Below are 19,619 nucleotides of genomic sequence, written 5' to 3'. Positions count from 1 at the left end.
GGAGGATAGCCGCTCAGGTGCCCGCAACGAGGCCCCATTCGAGCCCGAACTTCGCGAGGTACTTGCGCAACCGATCCGCATCGTTCACCACGCTGCGCTGCGCCCGCGAGGCCTGGAACAGCTGCCTCCCCGCTTCCGACAGGCTGCGCGACTTCCGGCACACGCGCAGCACGGCCTCGAGCTGCAGCCGATCGAACAGGTCGAGCGAGCCGGCGCGCTCGTCGCCGAGCAGCGCGTCGAGGTCGATGGCCTGCGACTCGCCCGCAAACAGCGCCGGCTGTGCGCGCTTCCACAGCCAGCGCAGCCGCGCGATCTCGGCCTCGACCAGCGCGACCGGGATGCGCCCGCCATCGGCCAGCGTGGCCAGCCGCGTGACGCTGGCCGAGAGGTCGCGGAAGTTGCCGCTCCACAGCGCCTCGGGGCTCTGGGCGAAGCGCAGGTAGGCGGCGCGCGCCTCGGCATTGAAGCGCACCACGCGGTGGTTCTCGGTGGCATGCAGCGCCAGCAGGTGGTCGACGTTGGGCTCGATGTCCTCGGGGCGTTGCGCGAGGCCCGGCAGGTCGTAGGTCCAGAGGTTGATGCGCGCGAACAGGTCTTCGCGGAAGCGCCCCTCGGCCACGTCGCTGCGCAGGTCGCGGTTGGTGCCGGCGATGAGCTGGAAGTCGCTCTCGACCTCCTTGTCGGCGCCCACGGGGAAGAAGCGCTTCTCCTCGATCGCCTTGAGCAGCATGGCCTGCTCGTCGAGGCCCAGCTCGCCGATCTCGTCGAGGAAGAGCACGCCCTGGTGCGCCGTGCGCAGCAGGCCGGCGCGCTCGCTCGCGGCGCCGGTGAACGAACCCTTCTTGTGGCCGAACAAGGTGGAGGCGGCGCCGTCGCCGCGCAGGGTGGCGCAGTTGACCTCGACGAAGGCGCCCGTGGCCTGGTGGCGCGACTGCTTGAGCTCGAACATGCGCCGCGCGAGGAAGGACTTGCCCGCGCCCGTGGGGCCCACCAGCAGGATCGGCGCGCGCGAGCGCACCGCCACGCGCTCGATCTCGTCGATGAGCGCGTTGAAGCGCGCATTGCGCGTGGCGATGCCGCTCTTGAGGAAGGCGACCGCGTCGCGCTGCTCGGCGTCGAAGCGGCGCGCGATGACGTCGTAGCGCGAGAGATCGAGGTCGATCAGCACGTACTTGCCGGCTTCGCCCTCGCGCTGGCGCCGCGGCGGCGAGGTCTGCGCCAGCACGCCGGGGATGGTGCGCGACTCGGACAGCAGGAACATGCAGATCTGAGCGACGTGGGTGCCGGTGGTGATGTGCGACCAGTACTGCTCGCGCTCGGTGTCGAAGGGGTAGGCGCGTGCCCAGTCGTACAGGCGCGAGTAGACCTCGCCGAAATCCCACGGGTCGGCCAGGTCCATCGGCACCAGGTTGACCGTGGTCTCGGGCGAGACGGCCGCGATGTCGGCCTTGACGAGCTCGGCCAGCGTCTTGTGCTTGAGCGTGTAGAGCAGCTCCATGCGCGCCACCACCATGTCCTCGTGCTGCGCGAGCGAGACGGTGGGGCGCCACTTGCTCCAGCGGCCGGCGCCCTGGCCGGCGTCGAGCTGGGTGCCGAGGAAGCCGATGACGACGATGGGTTTCATGGATAAAAAACTAGCTGAATTTATAAATTCTCTCGAATGCTAGCCGCATGGGCGTCGGGGTGTCAAAGGAAGGCAAGAATTTTTCCCCAGGAATATCAATGACTTGCGCGCTTCCGACCGCGCCGCGCCACGGATCGCCGCGACCTGGCACGCGGCCTGCAACAGAGAACCCGTCCGGATGCAGTTCATCCGCTCGCAGGTACCGCATGAAAGCGGTCCGGTGCCGCAGGCCAGACCTGTCTTGGGTCGGCGGTATGCCGCTGTTGAACTGCCTGGCGACTGGACTCGATCCAGTTTGCTCATGGTTGAGCACCGTGTGGATCACATGGCGTTGCGGGTTCGATTCCCGCGAAAAACCCGGCGGTGCGTGCACCGCCATCCGATGGGGCGAAAGCCCCCCGCCCCGGCACACCGGAGCGATGGCGCAGAGCCCCGGTTCTGCGGCGCGCGACACCGTGCCAAGCGCAGGCGGCTTGCGCACCGTGCGTGCGTCAGGGAATTGCGTGCGGCCATCGACGGCGAGGACGGTGAGGAGGGCGTTGCGATCGCAACGACAGGAGGCACCACCGAACCGCGCGAGCGCCGCGCTGCAGCCCCTGGCGACCGCGAGGCCCGCCGCCTGCCCTTTCGAGGGTCTGGATTCATTGCCAAGAACAAGACGACGAAACGAACGAAAAGCGAAGAAGGAGAGAAGAAATGTTGGGCTTCCACCAGATCACCATCAAGAAGAACGAGCGCGCACTGCTGCTGCGCAACGGCGACTTCGAGCAGTTGCTCGGCCCGGGAAAGCATCGCGTGTTCGCGGGCTTCGACACCGTGAAGCTGGAGCGCTTCGCGCTCGGCGAGCCGGTGTTCGAGCACGAGCTGGCCGACTACTTCCTGGCGCACGAGCCCGAACTGGTGGCACGCGAGTTCGTGCAGGTTTCCTTGGGTGAGACCCAGGTGGGCCTGCGCCATGAGGACGGTGTGCTGGTGCAGATCCTGCCGCCCGCAACGCGCAAGCTGTACTGGCGCGGCCTGCGCGAGCAGCGCGTCGACGTGGTCGACGTGGCGGTCGATGCGCGCCTGCCGGCCGATCTGCTGTCGAAGCTACAGAGCGTGGCGCTGCGTCCGCGTGCGGTGCAGGGTCTCGAAGGCGTGCTGCTGGTGCAGGTGCCCGAGTTCCACGTCGGCGTGCTGACGCTCGAAGGGCAGATGCAGGCGCTGCTGCCGGCGGGCAACCACGGCTTCTGGCGCTTCAACCGCCAGGTGGCGGTGAGCTGCATCGACCTGCGTTCGCAGATCGCGGAAGTGAGCGGCCAGGAGATCCTGACCCGCGACAAGGTGGGGCTGCGGCTGAACCTGTCGGCGGTGTGGCGCTTCGCCGACGTGCGGCAGGCCCTGGCCCAGATGCCGAAGCCGGCCGAGCATGTCTACCGCGAATTGCAGTTCGGTCTGCGCGCCGCGGTGGGCGAACAGACGCTCGATGCGCTGCTGGAGAACAAGGCGGCCATCGACCAGACGGTGCTGGCGCAGGTGCGCGAACGGCTCGAGGGTTCGGGTGTCGTGCTCGAGAGCGTGGGCGTGAAGGACATCATCCTGCCGGGCGAGATGAAGACCATCCTCGCGCAGGTGGTGGAGGCCGAGAAATCGGCCCAGGCCAACGTGATCCGCCGCCGCGAGGAAACCGCGGCCACGCGCTCGCTGCTGAACACCGCGAAGGTGATGGAGGGCAACCCCGTCGCATTGCGGATGAAGGAACTCGAGACGCTGGAACGCGTGGCCGAGCGGATCGACAAGATCTCGGTGATCGGCGGCCTGGACCAGGTGCTCAACGGGCTCGTGACGCTGCGGCCGAACGGGGCTTGAGCGGTCGGAAAGGGAAGATACGGGCACGCAGGCATGGAAGGGAGCGCCACTGCAAAAAATGTTGATATGGCCGGCAGCCTGGGTAAGACCAGGTACGGCGGGCAAGTCGGTCGACGAGCAAGGTTGAGGATGCAGGTGCTGGCTCCGATGACGGGTCTGTCACTGGCGCGCGTTTCCAATCGTCGACTGGGCCGCTGAATTCAAGCACCGCGGTCGCCGTATTGATGCGGGTTCGACTCCCGCCGTGTCCACCATCAGAGGAAAAAAATGGAGAAAAGCATGGAAGAGAAGAACGAAAAACAGAGCGTGAAGATCAAGCAGCCCCCGGTGCTGTTCAACAAGACGCAGGGCGTGATCGGCCAGCTCGCACGGCTGCTCGGCGGGCCCGTGGTGACCTACTGGAACAATCCTCGCGGCTCGGTGTGCCACTCTGACGTCGTCGCACTCTATGAAGTGCTCCAGAACGTCGGCCAGCACGAGACGATCTACCTGTTCCTGAAGTCCGGCGGCGGGAGCGGCCAGGTGTCGCTGCGGCTGATCAACCTGCTGCGCCAGCATTGCCGCGAATTGGTGGCGCTGGTGCCGCTGGAGTGCGCCTCGGCCGCGACCATGGTCGCGCTGGGAGCGGACCGCATCCTGATGGGGCCCACGGCCTACCTGACGGCGGTGGACACCTCGCTCAAACACGCTCTGTCGCCCCTGGACCGGGACAACGACCGCGTGAGCGTGAGCCTGGACGAGCTCCAGCGCGTGATCCGCCTGTGGCGCGAACAGCAGGGCGACAGCACCGACAACGCCTACAAGTCCCTGTTCCAGTACGTGCACCCCCTGGTGGTGGGCGCGCTCGATCGTGCGGAATCGCTGTCGATCATGCTGTGCAAGGAGCTGCTGAGCTATCACATCGCGGAGAGCGAAGTTTCGGAACGCGTCGCCGCGACGCTCAACTCGAAGTATCCGTCGCACAACTATCCGATCCTGATGGACGAGGCTGTGAAGATCGGGCTGAAGGCCGAGCGTCTCCCCGACGAGATCAATCGCCTGCTGCTGCAACTGAACGGCCAGTACAGCGAGATGGGCCAGAAGGCCACCACGGACTTCGACGAGTTCCACGCTCATGGCAACGAGATCGTGAACATCTGGGAGAGCAGCGACATCCAGGTCTACTACCAGCAGGAGCGCGACTGGTTCTACCGTGCCGAGGAACGCCGCTGGATCACGATGAACGACAACAGCAGCTGGCGCCGTATCGACCGCCAGAAGGGAAAAATCCGAAAGGGTGTGCTGCACGTGGCGTGAACACCCGCAGAGAGAACACGAGGTAGATGAAATGCAAGAGAAGAATTACAAGCTGCACGAAGTGACCAACGGCGTGCCCGTGAAGATGTGGACCCGCGGCGTGCCCGTGGAAGACGAGGCGCGCAAGCAGCTCGAAAACGCGGCTCGCCTGCCGATCGTGTTCAAGCACATCGCGGCCATGCCCGACGTGCACTACGGCATCGGCGCGACCGTGGGTTCGGTGATCCCGACCTTCAAGGCCATCATCCCGGCCGCGGTGGGCGTGGACATCGGTTGCGGAATGATGGCGTGCAAGACCACGCTGCATGCCAACGACCTGCCCGACAACCTGGGCCCGCTGCGTTCGGCGATCGAGAAGGCCGTGCCGCACGGCTCGAACCCCAAGCGCATGGGTCGCGACAAGGGCTCGTGGGAAACGCCGCCCGACGAAACCGACGCTGCCTGGGCCAAGCTGGTGGATGAGTTCGATGCGATCTGCGAGGACTACCCGCGCATCAAGAACACGAACAACCACAAGCACCTGGGAACGCTGGGGACCGGCAACCACTTCATCGAGGTCTGCCTCGACGAGGCGGGTTCGGTGTGGTTCATGCTGCACTCGGGTTCGCGCGGCGTGGGCAACGCGATCGGCACGCACTTCATCGAACTCGCGAAGAAGGACGCGCAGCTGCACCAGCGCAACCTGCCCGACCAGGACCTGGCGTACTTCGAGGAAGGCGCCCAGTACTTCGGCGATTACGTGCGCGCGGTGGGCTGGGCCCAGAAGTTCGCACGTGCGAACCGCGAGGTGATGATGCAGCGCGTGGTCGCGGCCGCGCGCAAGGTCATCACGAAGCCTTTCGAGGCGCATGTGGAAGCGGTGAACTGCCACCACAACTACGTGAGCCGCGAAACGCACTTCGGCGAGGACGTGCTCGTGACCCGCAAGGGCGCGGTGAGCGCGAAGGCCGGCGAGCTCGGGATCATTCCCGGCAGCATGGGCGCCAAGAGCTACATCGTGCGCGGCAAGGGCAACCCCGAGAGCTTCATGAGCTGCAGCCACGGCGCCGGTCGAAAGATGAGCCGTACCAAGGCGAAGAAGCTGTTCACGATCGCCGACCAGATCGCCGCGACCGAGGGCGTGGAATGCCGCAAGGACGCCGACGTGATCGACGAGATCCCGATGGCCTACAAGGACATCGACGCGGTGATGGAGGCGCAGAAGGACCTGGTGGAGGTGGTCTACACGCTCAAGCAGGTGGTGTGCGTGAAGGGTTAGCGCAAGGAGGTCGTCCCGATCGGCCTCCTTTTTCAGAGAGACCGGACGAGGACGACGAGATGAAGAGCAACAAGCAACGCCGCGCCGAGATCCGCGGCCGCCGCCTCGAGCGCGCGGCGCGCATCGAGGCACAACTGCGGCTGCCCGACCAGCGGCACCTGCTGTCGCGGCGCGCGCCGGGCCTCGAGCCTGCCGACGTGGCGGTGCTGGCACGCCACAACAACACCTATGGCGCGCTGCCCACCTATTACGTCGACCGCGCCTTCACCTGCCGCGACTGCGGTGCCGAGCAGGTGTGGACGGCGAAGCAGCAGAAGTGGTGGTACGAGACGATGCACGCCAATATCGACAGCCGTGCAGTGCGCTGCCTGCCATGCCGGCGGGCGCTGCGCGCGGCGCGGTCCGCCTCGCGCGAAGGCGAGGGCGCGAACCTGCTGGGCGAGATGTCGCAACGGCTGCGTGCGTTCGCCGACGCACCCGCAACGCCCGCGGCGCGCGCCGAGGTCGATGCCACGCTCGAGAGCAAGTGGTGGGGCCTGCGCACGCTGGCGATCGAGGCGCTGGGCCACTGGGGTTCGGCGGCCGATCTCGCGCGCCTGCGCGCGCTCGTCGATGCCTGGCAACCCTCATGGAACAGCTGGGAGCGACAGGGCGCGCAGGTGGCGGCCGAGGCCTTGGCCGCGAAGCTGCGCCATCCGGCCGACGAGGACTGGGCGCTCGAAGCCTGCCTGCGCGGCCGTGCGAGCCCGTGGAACTGGCGTGCCTTCCTGGCCGCCATTCCGCCCGCGCGCCTCGCGGCATGCGGCGAGGCGGAGTTCGCGCGGCGCGGTGAAGGGCATCATCGGCTGTTGCGGTGGCTGGCGATGGCGCATTGCCTGGGACTCGTGCCCGGGCCGGCGCAGGTCGCGGCATTGAACGCCCATGCGGACAAGGAGGTCCGCCAGTGGGCCCAACGATTCGGGAGAAAGCCGGAATGAGCGCATCGAAGGATGAGGTCGTGCCGATGGCATCGGAGGAGGCGGCCGCGCACGACGCGCTGCGCGCCACGCTGCAGCGCGTGGGCGTGGTGTTCGAGTTCAGCGTCTGCCGCGTGGCCGGCGAGGCAACGGCCGTGGGTGAAGCGCATCACCGCGAGGTGCTGCGGCGGCTGGGCGAGGAAACGATGGCGCGGGCCGAACGCCACTGGCGCGAGGCCATGGAAAAGAACCCGTCCCTGCAGCCGGCCAGCTTCGATGCGCAACGGGCCTTCGACGTGGCGAGCGCAAGCGCGACGCGGCTCGATGCGGCGGCGGTGATCGCGGCCGACGGCTATCCGCCGAAGCATCGCATCGCGCACACGCGCGACCTCGACGAGGTGGACTGGTTCGAGTGGCTCTGCCAGGCCTTCGGCGATCCGCCCTATCCGCTGACCGTGGCCGATGAAGCCGAACGGGCCTCGCTGTTCCCGCGCTTCTGCGAGGCCACCGGGCTGCTGCCGGACGAGGGCCTCGTGCTGCTCGACTGGGTCGGCGATTCGGAGCGCGAGCCCGAGCGCAGCCTGTGGAGCGCGTATTTCGAGGACGGCAAGGAGTGGTGGGGCATCTGGTGCTTCACCGTGTGGAATCCGCGCCGTGGCACGCTGGCCGCGGTGATGGCGAGCACGACGGATTGAATGACGAACGACAGGGAAAGGACAACGATGAAACCGCAACGACATGAAGAAGAACGCATCCGCTCGGCCCACCCGGTCGAGCCCGCCATGCGCGCGCAGATCATGGAGGAACTCGCCGCCATCGAGGCGCGGCACGAGGTGACGGTGCTGTTCGCCTGCGAATCGGGCAGCCGTGGCTGGGGCTTCGCCTCGCCCGACAGCGACTACGACGTGCGCTTCATCTACGTGAACCGCCTGCAGTGGTACCTCACGGTGACGCCGCGGCGCGACGTGATCGAGCTGCCGATCAGCGGCGATCTCGACATCAACGGCTGGGACCTGCGCAAGGCGCTGGGACTGATGCGCGAATCGAACCCGACGCTGCTCGAGTGGCTGCGTTCGCCGATCGTCTACCGCGAGGACGCGCAGGCGATGCCGCGCTTTCGCGCGCTGTCGGAGGCGGTGTTCTCCAACGCGCGCGGCTGGCATCACTACGCCTCGATGGCGAAGAAGAACTTCCGCGAGCACCTGCAGGCCGAGACGGTGCGCTACAAGAAGTACCTCTACGTGCTGCGCCCGCTGTTGGCCGCGCGCTGGATCCGCATGCGGCCCGGTGTGCCGCCGATGCGTTTCGCCGATCTCGCGCAGCACACGCTCGATGCGGTGCGCGACGCCGCGCTGATCGACGAGATCAACGCACTGCTCGAGGTGAAGATGCGCGCGGGCGAGGCCGCGACCAGTCCGCGCTGGCCGGGCATCCATGCCTTCATCGAGGCGGAGCTGGCCGCGCATGCTGCCGAGCCCGTGACGGCGTTGCCGCCGGCCGATGCGTCGGGGCTCGATGCCTTCCTGAGCGACACGGTGCTGCGTTTCGGGGGCGGCGATGCGAAGAGCGCGGTGCGCCACGAGTCGCAGGGTTGCGGCTGAGGGCGCAGCAAGGACAACGGGGAACAGGGGCGCGCGAGGACCGCGCCCACTACGAGAAGAACAGCCATGAAAGAAGAAGAAATCCAACGAGAACAGGCGCATGCGGCGCCATTGCAGACCGTCGTGCTCGACGGCTCCCAAGGCGAGGGCGGCGGCCAGATCCTGCGCACCAGCCTCGCGCTGTCGATGGTGACGGGGCAGCCCATGGCCATCGAGAAGATTCGCGCCGGCCGTGCCAAACCGGGCCTGATGCGTCAGCACCTCGCGTGCGTGAACGCGGCGGCCGCCATCAGCGGCGCGGCCGTCGAGGGCGCCGAACTCGGTTCGCAGTCGCTGCGTTTCGCGCCGGGCCCGGTGCGCGCGGGCGAGTACCGCTTCGCGATCTCGGGCGCGGGCAGCTGCATGCTGGTGCTGCAGACCGTGCTGCCGCCGCTGCTGCTGGCCGGCGCGGCGAGCCGGCTGCACCTGAGCGGCGGCACGCACAACCCGATGGCGCCGCCGTTCCATTTCCTCGAGCGCGCCTTCGCGCCGCTGGTGCGCCGGCTCGGCGCCGACCTGCGACTGCAGCTGCGCCGCCATGGCTTCTATCCGGCCGGCGGCGGCGAGGTCGAGGCGGACATCGTGCCGGCGGCCGGCGCGCTGAAGCCCTTCGACCTGCTCTCGCGCGGCGAGGCGCTGGAGCGCCATGCCGAATGCCTGGCGCCGGGCATCGCGCGCCATGTGATGACGCGTGAACTCGAGACCCTGGGCGCGGCGATGGGCTGGACCGGCGAGCAACTGCGCTACGGCGCCACGCGACAGAACGAGGGCCCGGGCAATGCGCTGATCGCGACGCTGGTGCATGCCGAGGTGACCGAGGTGTTCACGGCCTTCGGCGAGAAGACGCTGAGCGCCGAGCAGGTGGCGCACGCGCTGGTGAAGGAGCTGCGCGGCTTCCTCAAGAGCGAGGCGGCGGTCGGGCCGCACCTGGCCGACCAGTTCGCGCTGCTGCTGGCGCTGGCGACCTGGCAAGGCGGCCGCGGCGCGGCGTTCACCTGCAGCGAGGTGACCGAGCACACGCGCACCAACTGCGCGGTGATCGAGCGCTTCCTGCCGGTGCGCTTCGCGATCGCGCAGGCGCGCGCGGCCTCGACGGTGCGCGTCGAACCGGCCTGAGCCAACCCCTCAGGCCAGCGGCGTCGCGTTCGCGTACAGCCGCAGCAGCATCGCGCGCAGGGTCTTGACCTCGGCCGGGCTGAAGTCGGAGATCGCGACCGCCTCGTAGTGCTGCGCGAGCGGGATCAGCTCGAGCGTGAGCGCGAGCCCGCGCTCGGTCAGCGCGATGCGCACCGCGCGCTTGTCGGTGTCGCACTTTTCCCGCATCACCAGCTCGTTGGCCGCCAGGCGGTCGACGATGCGCGACAGCGCCGACAGGTCGGTCGAGGCATGCGTCGCGAGCTCCGAGAGCGTCTGGCGCGGCGTGTGCTGCAGCGAGGCGCACACGCGCCACTCGCTGAGGCTCAGCCCATAGGGCTTGAGGGCCTTGGCGAAGGCATTGCCCATGCGCGCGCCGGCGCGTGCCAGCAGGAAGGGAATGGCCTTTTCGAGGTCGTGTTCTGACGTTGGGGTTTTCATCTAGACATGCTTGATTGTTCAAGTATATAGTCCGCCCACTTATTTGAATAATCAAGTAAATGGAGACAAGAATATGAGCCTCGGACACTCGCGCAGGCACGCCGTCGCGGCCCTGCTGGCCCTCGTTTCGGCGCTGCCGGCCGCACAGGCGCAGACGGCGGCGAAATGGCCCGCCCAGCCCGTGCGCTTCATCGTGCCGTTCCCGGCCGGCTCGGCGCCCGACGTGCTGATTCGCCTCGTGGGCGCGAAGCTCGGCGAGAAGTGGGGCCAGGGCGTGATCGTCGACAACAGGCCCGGCGGCAGCGGCGTGATCGGCATGAACAGCATCCTCGCCGCGCCCGCCGACGGCTACAGCTTCGGCTTCGTGCAGGGCTCGGCGATCTCGGTGGCACCGAGCACGATCAAGGGCGTGAGCTACGACTTCAACCGCGACTTCGTGCCGGTCACGCTCGCGGCGGTGGCGCCCTTCATGCTCGCGGTGCCCGGCAATTCGCCGCACAAGACGCTGGCCGACTTCATCGCGGCCGCGCGCGCCAGACCGCAGGGCGTCGAGGTGGCCGACAACGGCCGCGGCACGGCGCCGCACCTGGCCTCGGCGCTGCTCGGGCTGCAGTCGGGCGCGCAGTTCCTCGAGGTGCACTACCCGGGCGGCGCGCAGGCGATGCAGGCCACGCTCGGCGGCCAGACCCAGATGATGGTCGAGACCTACAACGTGGTCGCGGGCAACGTGCAGGGCGGCCGCATGCGCATCCTCGCCAGCATGGGTGACCGCGTAGAGCCCGGCCTCGAGGCCTTCCCGCTCGCGAGCAAGACGGTGCCCGGCGCGGTGGCGCACGGCTGGTTCGCGGTGATCGCGAAGAAGGGCGTCGACGCGCAGGTGCTCGCGAAGCTCAACAAGGACATGAACGAGGCGCTGCTGCTGCCCGAGGTGGTCGCCAAGTCGCGCGAGCTCGGCACCTATCCGCGCCCCGGCACGCCCGAACAACTGGCGCGCTACATCGCCGAGGACCGCAAGACCTGGCAGGACGTGCTCGACAAGCTGAACATCAAACCGGAGTGAACACCCCATGAAAGACAAGATTGCGCTCGAAGAGCATTTCGCGATCGACCTGACGATCGCCGACTCGCAGGTCTATGCACGGCCCGAGGTGTGGCAGACGCTCAGGAGCAACCTGCTCGACTTCGAGCAGCAGCGCCTCGAGCAGATGGACCAGTGGGGCACGGCCTTCTCGATCCTCTCGCTGAACTCGCCCGCGGTGCAGGGCATTCCCGACGCGAGGCGCGCGGTGGAGGTCGCGAAGCGCGCCAACGACGTGCTGGCCGAGCAGGTGCGCCGTCATCCCGCGCGCTTCGGCGGCTTCGCGGCGTTGCCGCTGCAGGACCCCGAGGCCGCGGCGCGCGAACTCGAGCGCTGCGTGAAGGAACTGGGCTTCCACGGCTTCCTGGTCAACGGCTTCTCGCAGGTCGGCGACGAGCAGACGGTCGTCTACTACGACGACCCGCGCTTCGCCGATTTCTGGCGTGCCGCCGCGGCGCTGGGCAAGCCCTTCTACATGCATCCGCGCGACCCGCTGCTGCCACGCGAGCCGATCTACGAAGGCGCGCACTGGCTCACCGGCCCGACCTGGGCCTTCGCGGTGGAGACCGGCATCCATGCGCTGCGCCTGCTGTCGAGCGGCCTGTTCGACCGCCATCCCGAACTGCAGATGATCCTCGGCCACTTCGGCGAGGGCATTCCGTTCAACATCTGGCGCGTCGACCACATCCTGCGCAAGGGCCGCCGCGGCATGCCTTGCGACAAGGAGATCGGCGACTACCTGCGCAGCAACGTGCACATCACGACCAGCGGCAACTTCCGCACGCCCACCCTGTTGTCGACCATGCTCGAGGTGGGATCGGACCGCATCATGTATTCGGTCGACTATCCGTTCGAGAAGCACGAGGACGCGGCGCGCTGGTTCGACCGCTGCGAGATCAGCGAGAACGACCGGCGCAAGATCGGCCGCGACAACGCGCGCCGGCTGTTCGGGCTGAACTGAGATGGGCGCTGCGAAAGACACGCGGCCGGTACTGGTGGCCGGCGGCGGCATCGGCGGGCTGGCGGCGGCGCTCGCGCTGGTGCGCGAGGGTTATCGCGTCAAGGTGATCGAGCAGGCGGGTCGGATCGGCGAGATCGGTGCCGGCATCCAGCTGAGCCCGAACGCCTTCGCGGCCTGCGATGCCCTCGGCGTGGGCGCGCAGCTGCGCGCCAAGGCGGTCTACACCGACGAGATGGTGATGTTCGACGCGCTCGATGCGCGGCGCGTGGCCGGCATCTCGCTGGCCGATGCCTTCCGCGAGCGCTTCGGCAATCCCTATGCGGTGATCCATCGTGCCGACATCCATGGCGCGCTGCTCGACGGCGTGCAGTCGGCGCGCGACGGGCAGATCGAGTTCCTGACCTCGACCAAAGGCGTGAAGATCGAACAGGACGCCGAGGGCGTGACGCTGATCGACGCACAGGGCGGGCGCCACGAAGGGCAGGCGCTGATCGGCTGCGACGGCGTGCGCTCGGTGGTGCGCCAGCAGTACGTGGGCGACGGCATCCGGGTGTCGGGCCATGTGGTGTTCCGCGCGGTGGTTGACACAGCCGAGTTCCCCGAGGCGCTGCGCTTCACCGCGCCGTGCATCTGGGTCGGCCCCAACTGCCACCTGGTGCACTACCCGCTCAAGGGCGGCGACAAGTTCAACCTGGCCGCCACCTTCCACAGCGACCGGCCCGAGGAATGGGGCTCGATGGACGGCGACCCGGCCGAGCTGCTGCGCTTCTTCGCCGGCACCTGCGAGCGGGTGCAGCAGATCCTGCGCGTGCCCCAGGCCTGGAAGCGCTACTCGACCGCCGACCGCAACCCGATCGAGCAATGGACCTTCGGCCGCGCCACCCTGCTGGGCGATGCCGCGCACCCCATGGTGCAGTACCTCGCGCAGGGCGCCTGCATGGCTTGCGAGGACGCGGTCACGCTCGGCCTCGCGCTGCGCCACACGCAGGGCGACTGGCCGCGCGCGCTCGCGCTGTACGAGCGTTCGCGCGTGGCGCGCACCGCGCGCGTGGTGCTGTCGGCGCGCGAGATGGGGCGCATCTACCACGCCAAGGGCGTGGAGCGGCAGGTGCGCAACAGCATGTGGAAGGGCCGGCCGCAGGCGCGCTTCTACGATGCGCTCGAATGGCTCTACGGCTGGAGCGCCGAGCACTGCCTGGATCTCGACGAGGCCGTCGCGTGAGGGCCATCGCCGAATCCGTGGGCACGGGCGGTGCCGCCGAGCTGCGCGCGCCGATCGACATCCCCGCGCTGATCGACAGCCATCCGGTCAGCAGCTTCCAGCGCTGGATCCTGGTGCTGGTGGGCTGCGCGGTGGTGATGGACGGCTTCGACGTGCAGGCGATGGGCTTCGTGGCACCCGCGATCGTGCACGAATGGGGCATCGAGAAGGCTGCGCTGGGCCCGGTGTTCGGCGCCGGCCTGCTGGGCATGCTGGTCGGCTCGCTGGTGCTGAGCATCTGCGCCGACCGCTTCGGCCGCCGGCCGGTGCTGATCGCGGCCACGGTGTTCTTCGCGCTGTGCATGCTCGCGACCACGGGGGTCCAGACGCTGGGCCAGCTGCTCGCGATGCGCTTCGTCACCGGCATCGGACTGGGCGGCATCATGGCCAACGCCAGCGCGCTGGCCAGCGAGTACAGCCCGCATCGGCGGCGCGTGACGCTGATGATGTGGGTCTCGTGCGGCTTCACGGGCGGCGCGGTGCTCGGCGGCGCGATCAGCGCGCTGCTGCTGCCGCTGGGCGGCTGGCGCGCGGTGTTCGTGTTCGGCGGCGTGGTGCCGCTGGTGATCGCGGCGCTGATGCTGCGCTACATGCCCGAGTCGATGCAGTTCCTGGTGCTTCGCGGGCGGCGGCTCGACCGGGTGCAGCAGTGGCTGCGCCACATCGCGCCCGGCGTGCCGGTGGATGCCGCCAGCCGCTACGTGGTGCACGAGGCGAAGCAGGACGGCGCGCCGGTGGCCGAGCTGTTCCGCGGCGGCCGCGCGCGGGCCACGCTGCTGCTCTGGGGCATCAACTTCCTCAACCTGCTGAACCTGTTCTTCCTCGCCAACTGGCTGCCCACGCTGGCGGTCGACGCGGGCTACAGCCCGAACGTGGCGGTGGCCGCCGGAACGCTGCTGCAGGTGGGCGGCGTGGTGGGCACGGTGGCGATGGGGCCGCTGATCGACCGCGTGGGCTTCTATCGCGTGCTGGTGCCGGTGTTCGCGCTCGCGGTGCTGACCATCGCGCTGATTGGCCAGCCCGCGCTGCCGCTCGCGGCCATGCTGGCGGCGGTGGTGGTCAGCGGCTTCTGCATCGTCGGCGCGCAGCCGGCGCTGATCGCGCTGGCCTCGAGCGTCTATCCGACCACGGTGCGCGCCACCGGCATGGGCTGGAGCCTCGGCATCGGCCGCGCGGGCTCGATCGCGGGGCCGCTGGTGGCGGGCTGGCTGATCGGGCTGCACTGGTCGAACGGCGCGCTGTTCGTGGCGGCGGCGCTGCCCGCGCTGCTGTCGTGCGCGATGGTGTTCTGCATGGGGCGCACGGGATTCGGCAAAGGCCACAAAGACGGAAACAACGGCAACAACGGCGCGGCGACGCGCGAAGGAGAGAAGACATGACGACGGCAACGGTGGGTGCGCGCGAGGGCGGCGCGGCGGTGGTGGCGGCCCGCGTGCTGATGGCCGCGATCTTCCTGATCGCGGGCACGCGCAAGCTCATGACCTATGGCGCCACGCTCGGCTATTTCGCCAAGCTCGGCATCCCGCTGCCCGACGTGGTGCTGCCGCTGACCATCGCGCTCGAGATCGGCGGCGGCCTGCTGCTGGTCGCGGGCTGGCGCGTGAAGTGGGTGGCGGGTGCGCTCGCGCTCTTCACCCTCGCCACCGCCTTCGCGGCCCATGCCTTCTGGGCGGCCGATGCGGCGCAGTTCAATGCGCAGCTCAACAACTTCCTCAAGAACGTGGCGATGGCGGGCGGCTTCCTGCTGCTGATCGTGCAGGCCCGCGCCAGGGAGACTGTGCGCTGAGCGGAAAACTGCTTTCCGTTCGCGGCATGGCAGCGCGCGCGGGCGCGCGGGAGACTCGCGGCGGGCGCCTCGCGCCCTGAAAAAAGAAAGCCCGACGCATGACCATTTCTTCCTTCATCTACAACAGCGCGCCCCAGCGCGTGGTCTTCGGTGCCGGCGCGCTGCAGCACCTGGCGCGCGAGATCGAGGCGCTCGGCGCGCGCCGCGCGCTGGTGCTGTCCACGCCCGAGCAGCGGCCGCAGGCCGAGCGCATCGCTGCCCTGCTCGGCGACCATGCGGCCGGCGTGTTCGACCGCGCCGTGATGCACGTGCCGATCGAGACCGCGCGCGAGGCGCGCGAGGTGGCGCGGCGGCTCGATGCCGATTGCGCCGTGGCCATCGGCGGCGGCTCGACCACCGGCCTGGGCAAGGCGATCGCGCTCGATTCGGGGCTGCCGATCCTCGCCATTCCCACCACCTATGCGGGCTCGGAGATGACGCCGATCTACGGCATCACCGAGGCCGGCCTCAAGAAGACCGGCAAGGACGCGCGCGTGCTGCCGCGCACCGTGATCTACGACCCCGAGCTCACGCTGAGCCTGCCGGTGGCGATGAGCGTGACCAGCGGTATCAACGCGATCGCGCATGCGGCCGAGGGCCTCTATGCGGTCGATGCCAATCCGATCATGGACCTGATGGCGGTGGAGGGCATCGCCGCGCTGGGCCGTGCGCTGCCCGTGCTGCGTGCCTCGGCCCAGGACGTGGCGGCGCGCGGCGATGCACTGTACGGCGCATGGCTGTGCGGCACTGTGCTCGGCAACGTCGGCATGGCGCTGCACCACAAGCTCTGCCACACGCTCGGCGGCAGCTTCAACCTGCCGCATGCCGAGACCCACACCATCGTGCTGCCGCATGCGCTGGCCTACAACGCCGCGGCGGCGCCGCGCGCCATGGAGCGCATCGCCGGCGCCCTTGGCGGCAACAGCGCGGCGCAGGTCGTGTACGAGCTCGCGCGCGACAACGGCGCGCCGGTGGCGCTGCGCGACATCGGCATGAAGGAAGCCGACCTCGACGTGGCCTGCGCGCAGGCGCTGCAGAACCAGTATCCGAATCCGCGCCCGCTGGAGCGCGACGCGATCCGCGCGCTGCTGCAGAACGCCTGGGAAGGCGCGCGGCCCTGAGCGGCTGCTTCTCTCCTTTACCCAAAAAGAAGAAGGGCGCGAAGGGCCCGCCGTGCTGGCGGGACCTTCGCGCCCTTCGCGCGAGGTCCGGTTGCGGTTCTCAGTTGGCCGCTTCGCCGCCCGCGGGCTGCGTGCTGGCCACCGAGGGCACGCCCTGCAGCTGCTTCACTTCGGCCAGGTAGGCCGGGCTGTTGCGCAGGCGCTCGTAGGCGGCCGTGCGTTGGCGGAAATCGGGGTTGGTGCTGTCGATGCCATCGATGCGCGCGTACTGGTTCAGGCCGGCGCGGGTCCACAGCGCGAGGTCGGCCTTCACTTCGGCGCGGCTCAGGGCGCCGGCGGCCACGTTCTCGCCGGCTTCGCTGCCGACCCATGCTTCCTGCGGTGCCTGGGCCACGGTCTTCGAACGGTCCAGGTCGGCGCGCACGTCGGTGCGGCTCAGCGCGCTGCCGGTGGTGGCGATCGGCGCGCCCACCCAGGCTTCGGCCGGCACGGTCTGGGCCGAGGCGGCGCCGGCTGCGAGTGCGAAAGCGGAGAGAGCGATGAGTTGCTTGGTGTTCATGATGAGAGTCCCTTGGGATGTCTGTGTGGGCGGCGGACATTCGTCGTTGCCACGGGATGCAGTGTGAAACCGCATCGTGGTTCGCGCTGTGCGTTTGCGCACTGCTTTCGAGCGATCGCGCGCGGGCCGTGAACCCCACTGGCAGTGGGGAGAAACGGGGATGAAGACTCAGGCCGTTCGCACCGCGTACAGCACCGCCAGCGGCTCGGTACGCCCGCGCACCGCGAGCATCTCGGGCTCGCCGAGCGTGTCGGCCGCGCCGGCCTGCTGCGCCGCGAACAGCGAGAGCACCAGCCGCGCCGAGGCCTTCTTCGAATGGTCCTGCAGCCGGCTCGCGGTGTTGACCACTTCGCCGATCGCGGTGAAGGTGGTGGTCTCGAGGTAGCCGACCTCGCCGACCGCGGCGCGGCCCGCATGCAGGCCCATGCCGAAGTCCAGCCGCTGGCCGAACTGGGCCTCGAAGCCCTCGCTCCAGGCGTCCATGCGCTCGCCGATCAGCGCGGTGGCGCGCAGCGCCTGGCGGCAGGCGGTGGCGAGGTCGGTCTCGAGGCCGAAGATCGCCATCACGCTGTCGCCGATGAACTGGTTGGGCACGCCGCCGGCCTCGCGCACCGCGGCGCCGACGGTGGCGAAGTAGCGGTCGAGCACGTAGGCGAGGTCGAAGGGCCACTGGCGCTCCGACAGCCCCGACCAGCGCCGCAGGTCGACGAACAGGATCGCCACGTCGCGCTCGTGGCCGAAGCTGCCCACGGGCGCGGGCCGGCCCTCGTTGGGGCGCGGCGCGAACAGCGGCGTGACCTCGATGTCGCCGCGCGGGCGCAGTTGGCAGGCCAGGCGCACGTCGGCCGGCGCGCGCACGCGTTCGAGGGTGCGCTGCTCGTCGCGGCCCGGCGGGTCGACGTGGCCGGCGGGCCCGTTCACGCGCACGCGGCAGGTCGAGCAGCGCGCGCGGCCGCCGCAGGCCGACAGGTGGGCGATGTCGTGCGAGCGGCTGGCCTCGAGCACGCTCCAGCCGCGCGGCACGTGCACCGTGCGCTCGGGATAGCGCAGCGCGATCGAGGGCCGGCCCGACCAGCGGTAGAAGGCCGTGCGGCCCCAGCGCGCGAGCAGCAGCGCGGCCAGCGCCAGCGCATAGAAGAGCTTGATGTTGTGCTCGATCGCGCCGAGCGCGCGTGACTGCTCGGCCGTGGGCACGGCCGTCGGCGGCACGCCGGTCCACTGGAACTCGCGCCCCATCGAGACGAAGCCCACGGCGGCCATCAGCGGCAGCACGACGGCGATGGCCAGCAGCAGGTGCGAGAAGCGGCGGTACCAGGGCTGCACGCGCAGCGCGAAATGCAGGCCCAGGCAGCCGTGCACCCAGGCCGCGAGCATCAGCGCGAACTGCGCGCTCGCGCCCGGCAGGTCCCACAGGCCCCAGACCACGCGCGCGTACGAGCCCTCGATGCCGTAGACGGTGTAGGCGCCGCGCATCGCCGTCAGGTGGGTGGCCAGCAGCAGCGGCAGCGAGAAGCCCAGCAGCACGCGCAGGCCCTCGAGCGGCGGCATGCGCAGCGTGCGCCGCTCCCACAGCGCGACCACGGCCAGCGCCAGGTGCGCCAGCGCGGCGCCATACAGCAGCAGGGTGCCGGGCAGGCTGTGCCAGAAGGCGCGCAACTGGTCGAGCACCGCCTCGGCCCGGGCGAAGGAGGCGATGCCCAGCGCATGGTTGAGCAGGTGCAGCGTGACGTAGGCCATCAGCACGATCCCGCTGGCCCAGCGCAGGTTGCGCCGCGTGGGCGTTCTCAGGGCGGATGGGGAACGTCTGTGCATGCGGCGGGTCGGAAGGGCACCCGAGCATAATGCGCGGCGCCCACCGACCCGGCATGGCCTCCACCACACCTTCCTCGCCTTCCTCCCCGGCTCCGGCCGCCCCGCGCTCCAGCCTCGCGCTGCGCCAGATCGCGCTCTTCGCGGGTCTGTCCGAGCAGCGGCTCGACCAGCTCGCGCAGCAGTGCCTGTGGCACAGCGTGGCGGCGGGCAAGCCGCTGCTGCTGCGCGCCGAGCAACAGGGCGAGGTGTTCCTGCTGGTCTCGGGCCGCGTGCGCGTGACCACCTATTCGGCCAATGGCCGCCAGGTGACCTTCCGCGACTCCGAGGCCGGCGAGCATTTCGGCGACATCGCCGCCATCGACGGCGGGCCGCGCTCGGCCGACGTGGTCACGCTCGAGCCCTGCGTGGTCGCGAGCCTCGACCGCACCGCCTTCCTGGCCCTGCTGCGCGACGAGCCGCTGGTGGCCGAGCGCGTGATGCAGCGGCTGGCCGCGCTGGTGCGTCAGCTCAGCGAACGCGTGATCGACCTGAGCACCCTGGGCGTGCAGAACCGGCTGCATGCCGAACTGCTGCGGCTGGCACGCGGCGCCGGCTTCGACGGCAACCAGGCGCGGCTCGAACCCGCACCGCGCCATGCGGCCCTGGCCAGCCAGATCAGCACCAACCGCGAGCAGGTCACGCGCGAGCTCAATGCGCTGGTGCGCAGCGGCGTGCTGCGCAAGGACGGCCGCGCGCTGGTGCTGGAAGATGCCGGCCGATTGGAGCGGATGGTGGCCCAGGTGCGCGGCGACGCGTCCTGAACCAC

18 protein-coding genes are annotated in these 19,619 nt (G+C 69.4%); 14 read left to right on the top strand and 4 right to left on the bottom strand.

Annotation, left to right across the window (positions count from 1 at the left end; genetic code table 11):
• Positions 1-13 precede the first annotated feature (13 nt).
• A complete protein-coding gene (gene rtcR, locus AC07RM_RS34870) occupies positions 14-1,624 on the bottom strand; it encodes an RNA repair transcriptional activator RtcR (protein ID WP_495337396.1) in 1,611 nt (536 codons plus the stop codon).
• A gap of 696 nt (positions 1,625-2,320) precedes the next feature.
• On the opposite strand from rtcR, the gene AC07RM_RS34865 reads away from it, so the two are divergent.
• From AC07RM_RS34865 to rtcA, 7 genes are all read left to right on the top strand, one after another.
• Positions 2,321-3,472 carry a slipin family protein gene (locus tag AC07RM_RS34865; RefSeq protein WP_495337395.1) on the top strand — a complete coding sequence of 384 codons (1,152 nt, stop codon included), beginning with the start codon at positions 2,321-2,323 and terminating at the stop codon, positions 3,470-3,472.
• A gap of 279 nt (positions 3,473-3,751) precedes the next feature.
• On the top strand, positions 3,752-4,768 hold the full coding sequence (locus AC07RM_RS34860; RefSeq protein ID WP_495337394.1) for a hypothetical protein: 1,017 nt from the start codon (positions 3,752-3,754) through the stop codon (positions 4,766-4,768).
• Positions 4,769-4,799: 31 nt separating this feature from the next.
• Positions 4,800-6,026 carry an RtcB family protein gene (locus tag AC07RM_RS34855; protein ID WP_495337393.1) on the top strand — a complete coding sequence of 409 codons (1,227 nt, stop codon included), beginning with the start codon at positions 4,800-4,802 and terminating at the stop codon, positions 6,024-6,026.
• Positions 6,027-6,085: 59 nt separating this feature from the next.
• Positions 6,086-7,003: a zinc-ribbon domain containing protein gene (locus AC07RM_RS34850; protein ID WP_495337392.1), complete on the top strand. Its 918-nt coding sequence runs from the start codon at positions 6,086-6,088 to the stop codon at positions 7,001-7,003.
• On the top strand, positions 7,000-7,677 hold the full coding sequence (locus AC07RM_RS34845) for a hypothetical protein (protein WP_495337391.1): 678 nt from the start codon (positions 7,000-7,002) through the stop codon (positions 7,675-7,677). Before AC07RM_RS34850 ends, AC07RM_RS34845 begins: the two co-directional genes overlap by 4 nt.
• 27 nt (positions 7,678-7,704) lie before the next feature.
• Positions 7,705-8,583, top strand: coding sequence for a nucleotidyltransferase domain-containing protein (locus AC07RM_RS34840; RefSeq protein ID WP_495337390.1), 879 nt, complete (start codon positions 7,705-7,707; stop codon positions 8,581-8,583).
• Positions 8,584-8,649: 66 nt separating this feature from the next.
• Positions 8,650-9,738, top strand: a complete 1,089-nt coding sequence (gene rtcA / locus AC07RM_RS34835) for an RNA 3'-terminal phosphate cyclase (RefSeq protein ID WP_495337389.1) — start codon at positions 8,650-8,652, stop codon at positions 9,736-9,738.
• Between the two features lie 9 nt (positions 9,739-9,747).
• On the opposite strand, the gene AC07RM_RS34830 is transcribed toward rtcA, so the two are convergent.
• The gene (locus tag AC07RM_RS34830; protein ID WP_093347531.1) at positions 9,748-10,197 is read right to left on the bottom strand and encodes a MarR family winged helix-turn-helix transcriptional regulator; all 450 of its coding nucleotides are present in this window, start codon (positions 10,195-10,197) and stop codon (positions 9,748-9,750) included.
• A 73-nt stretch (positions 10,198-10,270) separates the two neighbouring features.
• Here AC07RM_RS34830 and AC07RM_RS34825 point away from each other — a divergent pair, with 73 nt between their 5' ends.
• The 6 genes from AC07RM_RS34825 to AC07RM_RS34800 all read left to right on the top strand — a co-directional run bounded on the left by AC07RM_RS34825 (position 10,271) and on the right by AC07RM_RS34800 (position 16,443).
• On the top strand, positions 10,271-11,257 hold the full coding sequence (locus AC07RM_RS34825) for a Bug family tripartite tricarboxylate transporter substrate binding protein (protein WP_495337388.1): 987 nt from the start codon (positions 10,271-10,273) through the stop codon (positions 11,255-11,257).
• Between the two features lie 7 nt (positions 11,258-11,264).
• Positions 11,265-12,236, top strand: a complete 972-nt coding sequence (locus AC07RM_RS34820; protein ID WP_495337387.1) for an amidohydrolase family protein — start codon at positions 11,265-11,267, stop codon at positions 12,234-12,236.
• A 1-nt stretch (position 12,237) separates the two neighbouring features.
• A complete protein-coding gene (locus AC07RM_RS34815; RefSeq protein ID WP_495337386.1) occupies positions 12,238-13,458 on the top strand; it encodes a 3-hydroxybenzoate 6-monooxygenase in 1,221 nt (406 codons plus the stop codon).
• Positions 13,455-14,876 carry an MFS transporter gene (locus AC07RM_RS34810; protein ID WP_495337385.1) on the top strand — a complete coding sequence of 474 codons (1,422 nt, stop codon included), beginning with the start codon at positions 13,455-13,457 and terminating at the stop codon, positions 14,874-14,876. The genes AC07RM_RS34815 and AC07RM_RS34810 overlap by 4 nt, the downstream gene beginning before the upstream one ends.
• Positions 14,873-15,283: a DoxX family protein gene (locus AC07RM_RS34805; RefSeq protein WP_495337384.1), complete on the top strand. Its 411-nt coding sequence runs from the start codon at positions 14,873-14,875 to the stop codon at positions 15,281-15,283. Before AC07RM_RS34810 ends, AC07RM_RS34805 begins: the two co-directional genes overlap by 4 nt.
• A gap of 98 nt (positions 15,284-15,381) precedes the next feature.
• Entirely contained in the window at positions 15,382-16,443 is a 1,062-nt protein-coding gene (locus AC07RM_RS34800) for a maleylacetate reductase (protein WP_495337383.1), read from the top strand.
• A 100-nt stretch (positions 16,444-16,543) separates the two neighbouring features.
• Here AC07RM_RS34800 and AC07RM_RS34795 read toward each other — a convergent pair whose 3' ends face one another.
• Positions 16,544-17,002 carry a hypothetical protein gene (locus tag AC07RM_RS34795; protein ID WP_495322625.1) on the bottom strand — a complete coding sequence of 153 codons (459 nt, stop codon included), beginning with the start codon at positions 17,000-17,002 and terminating at the stop codon, positions 16,544-16,546.
• 168 nt (positions 17,003-17,170) lie between these two features.
• On the bottom strand, positions 17,171-18,814 hold the full coding sequence (locus AC07RM_RS34790) for an adenylate/guanylate cyclase domain-containing protein (RefSeq protein WP_495337382.1): 1,644 nt from the start codon (positions 18,812-18,814) through the stop codon (positions 17,171-17,173).
• A gap of 53 nt (positions 18,815-18,867) precedes the next feature.
• On the opposite strand from AC07RM_RS34790, the gene AC07RM_RS34785 reads away from it, so the two are divergent.
• Entirely contained in the window at positions 18,868-19,614 is a 747-nt protein-coding gene (locus AC07RM_RS34785; protein WP_495337381.1) for a Crp/Fnr family transcriptional regulator, read from the top strand.
• The last annotated feature ends 5 nt before the right edge of the window (positions 19,615-19,619 follow it).

The organism is Variovorax sp. GW821-FHT09B05 (assembly GCF_059418265.1).
This window is presented reverse-complemented; position numbering and strand designations above follow the sequence as displayed.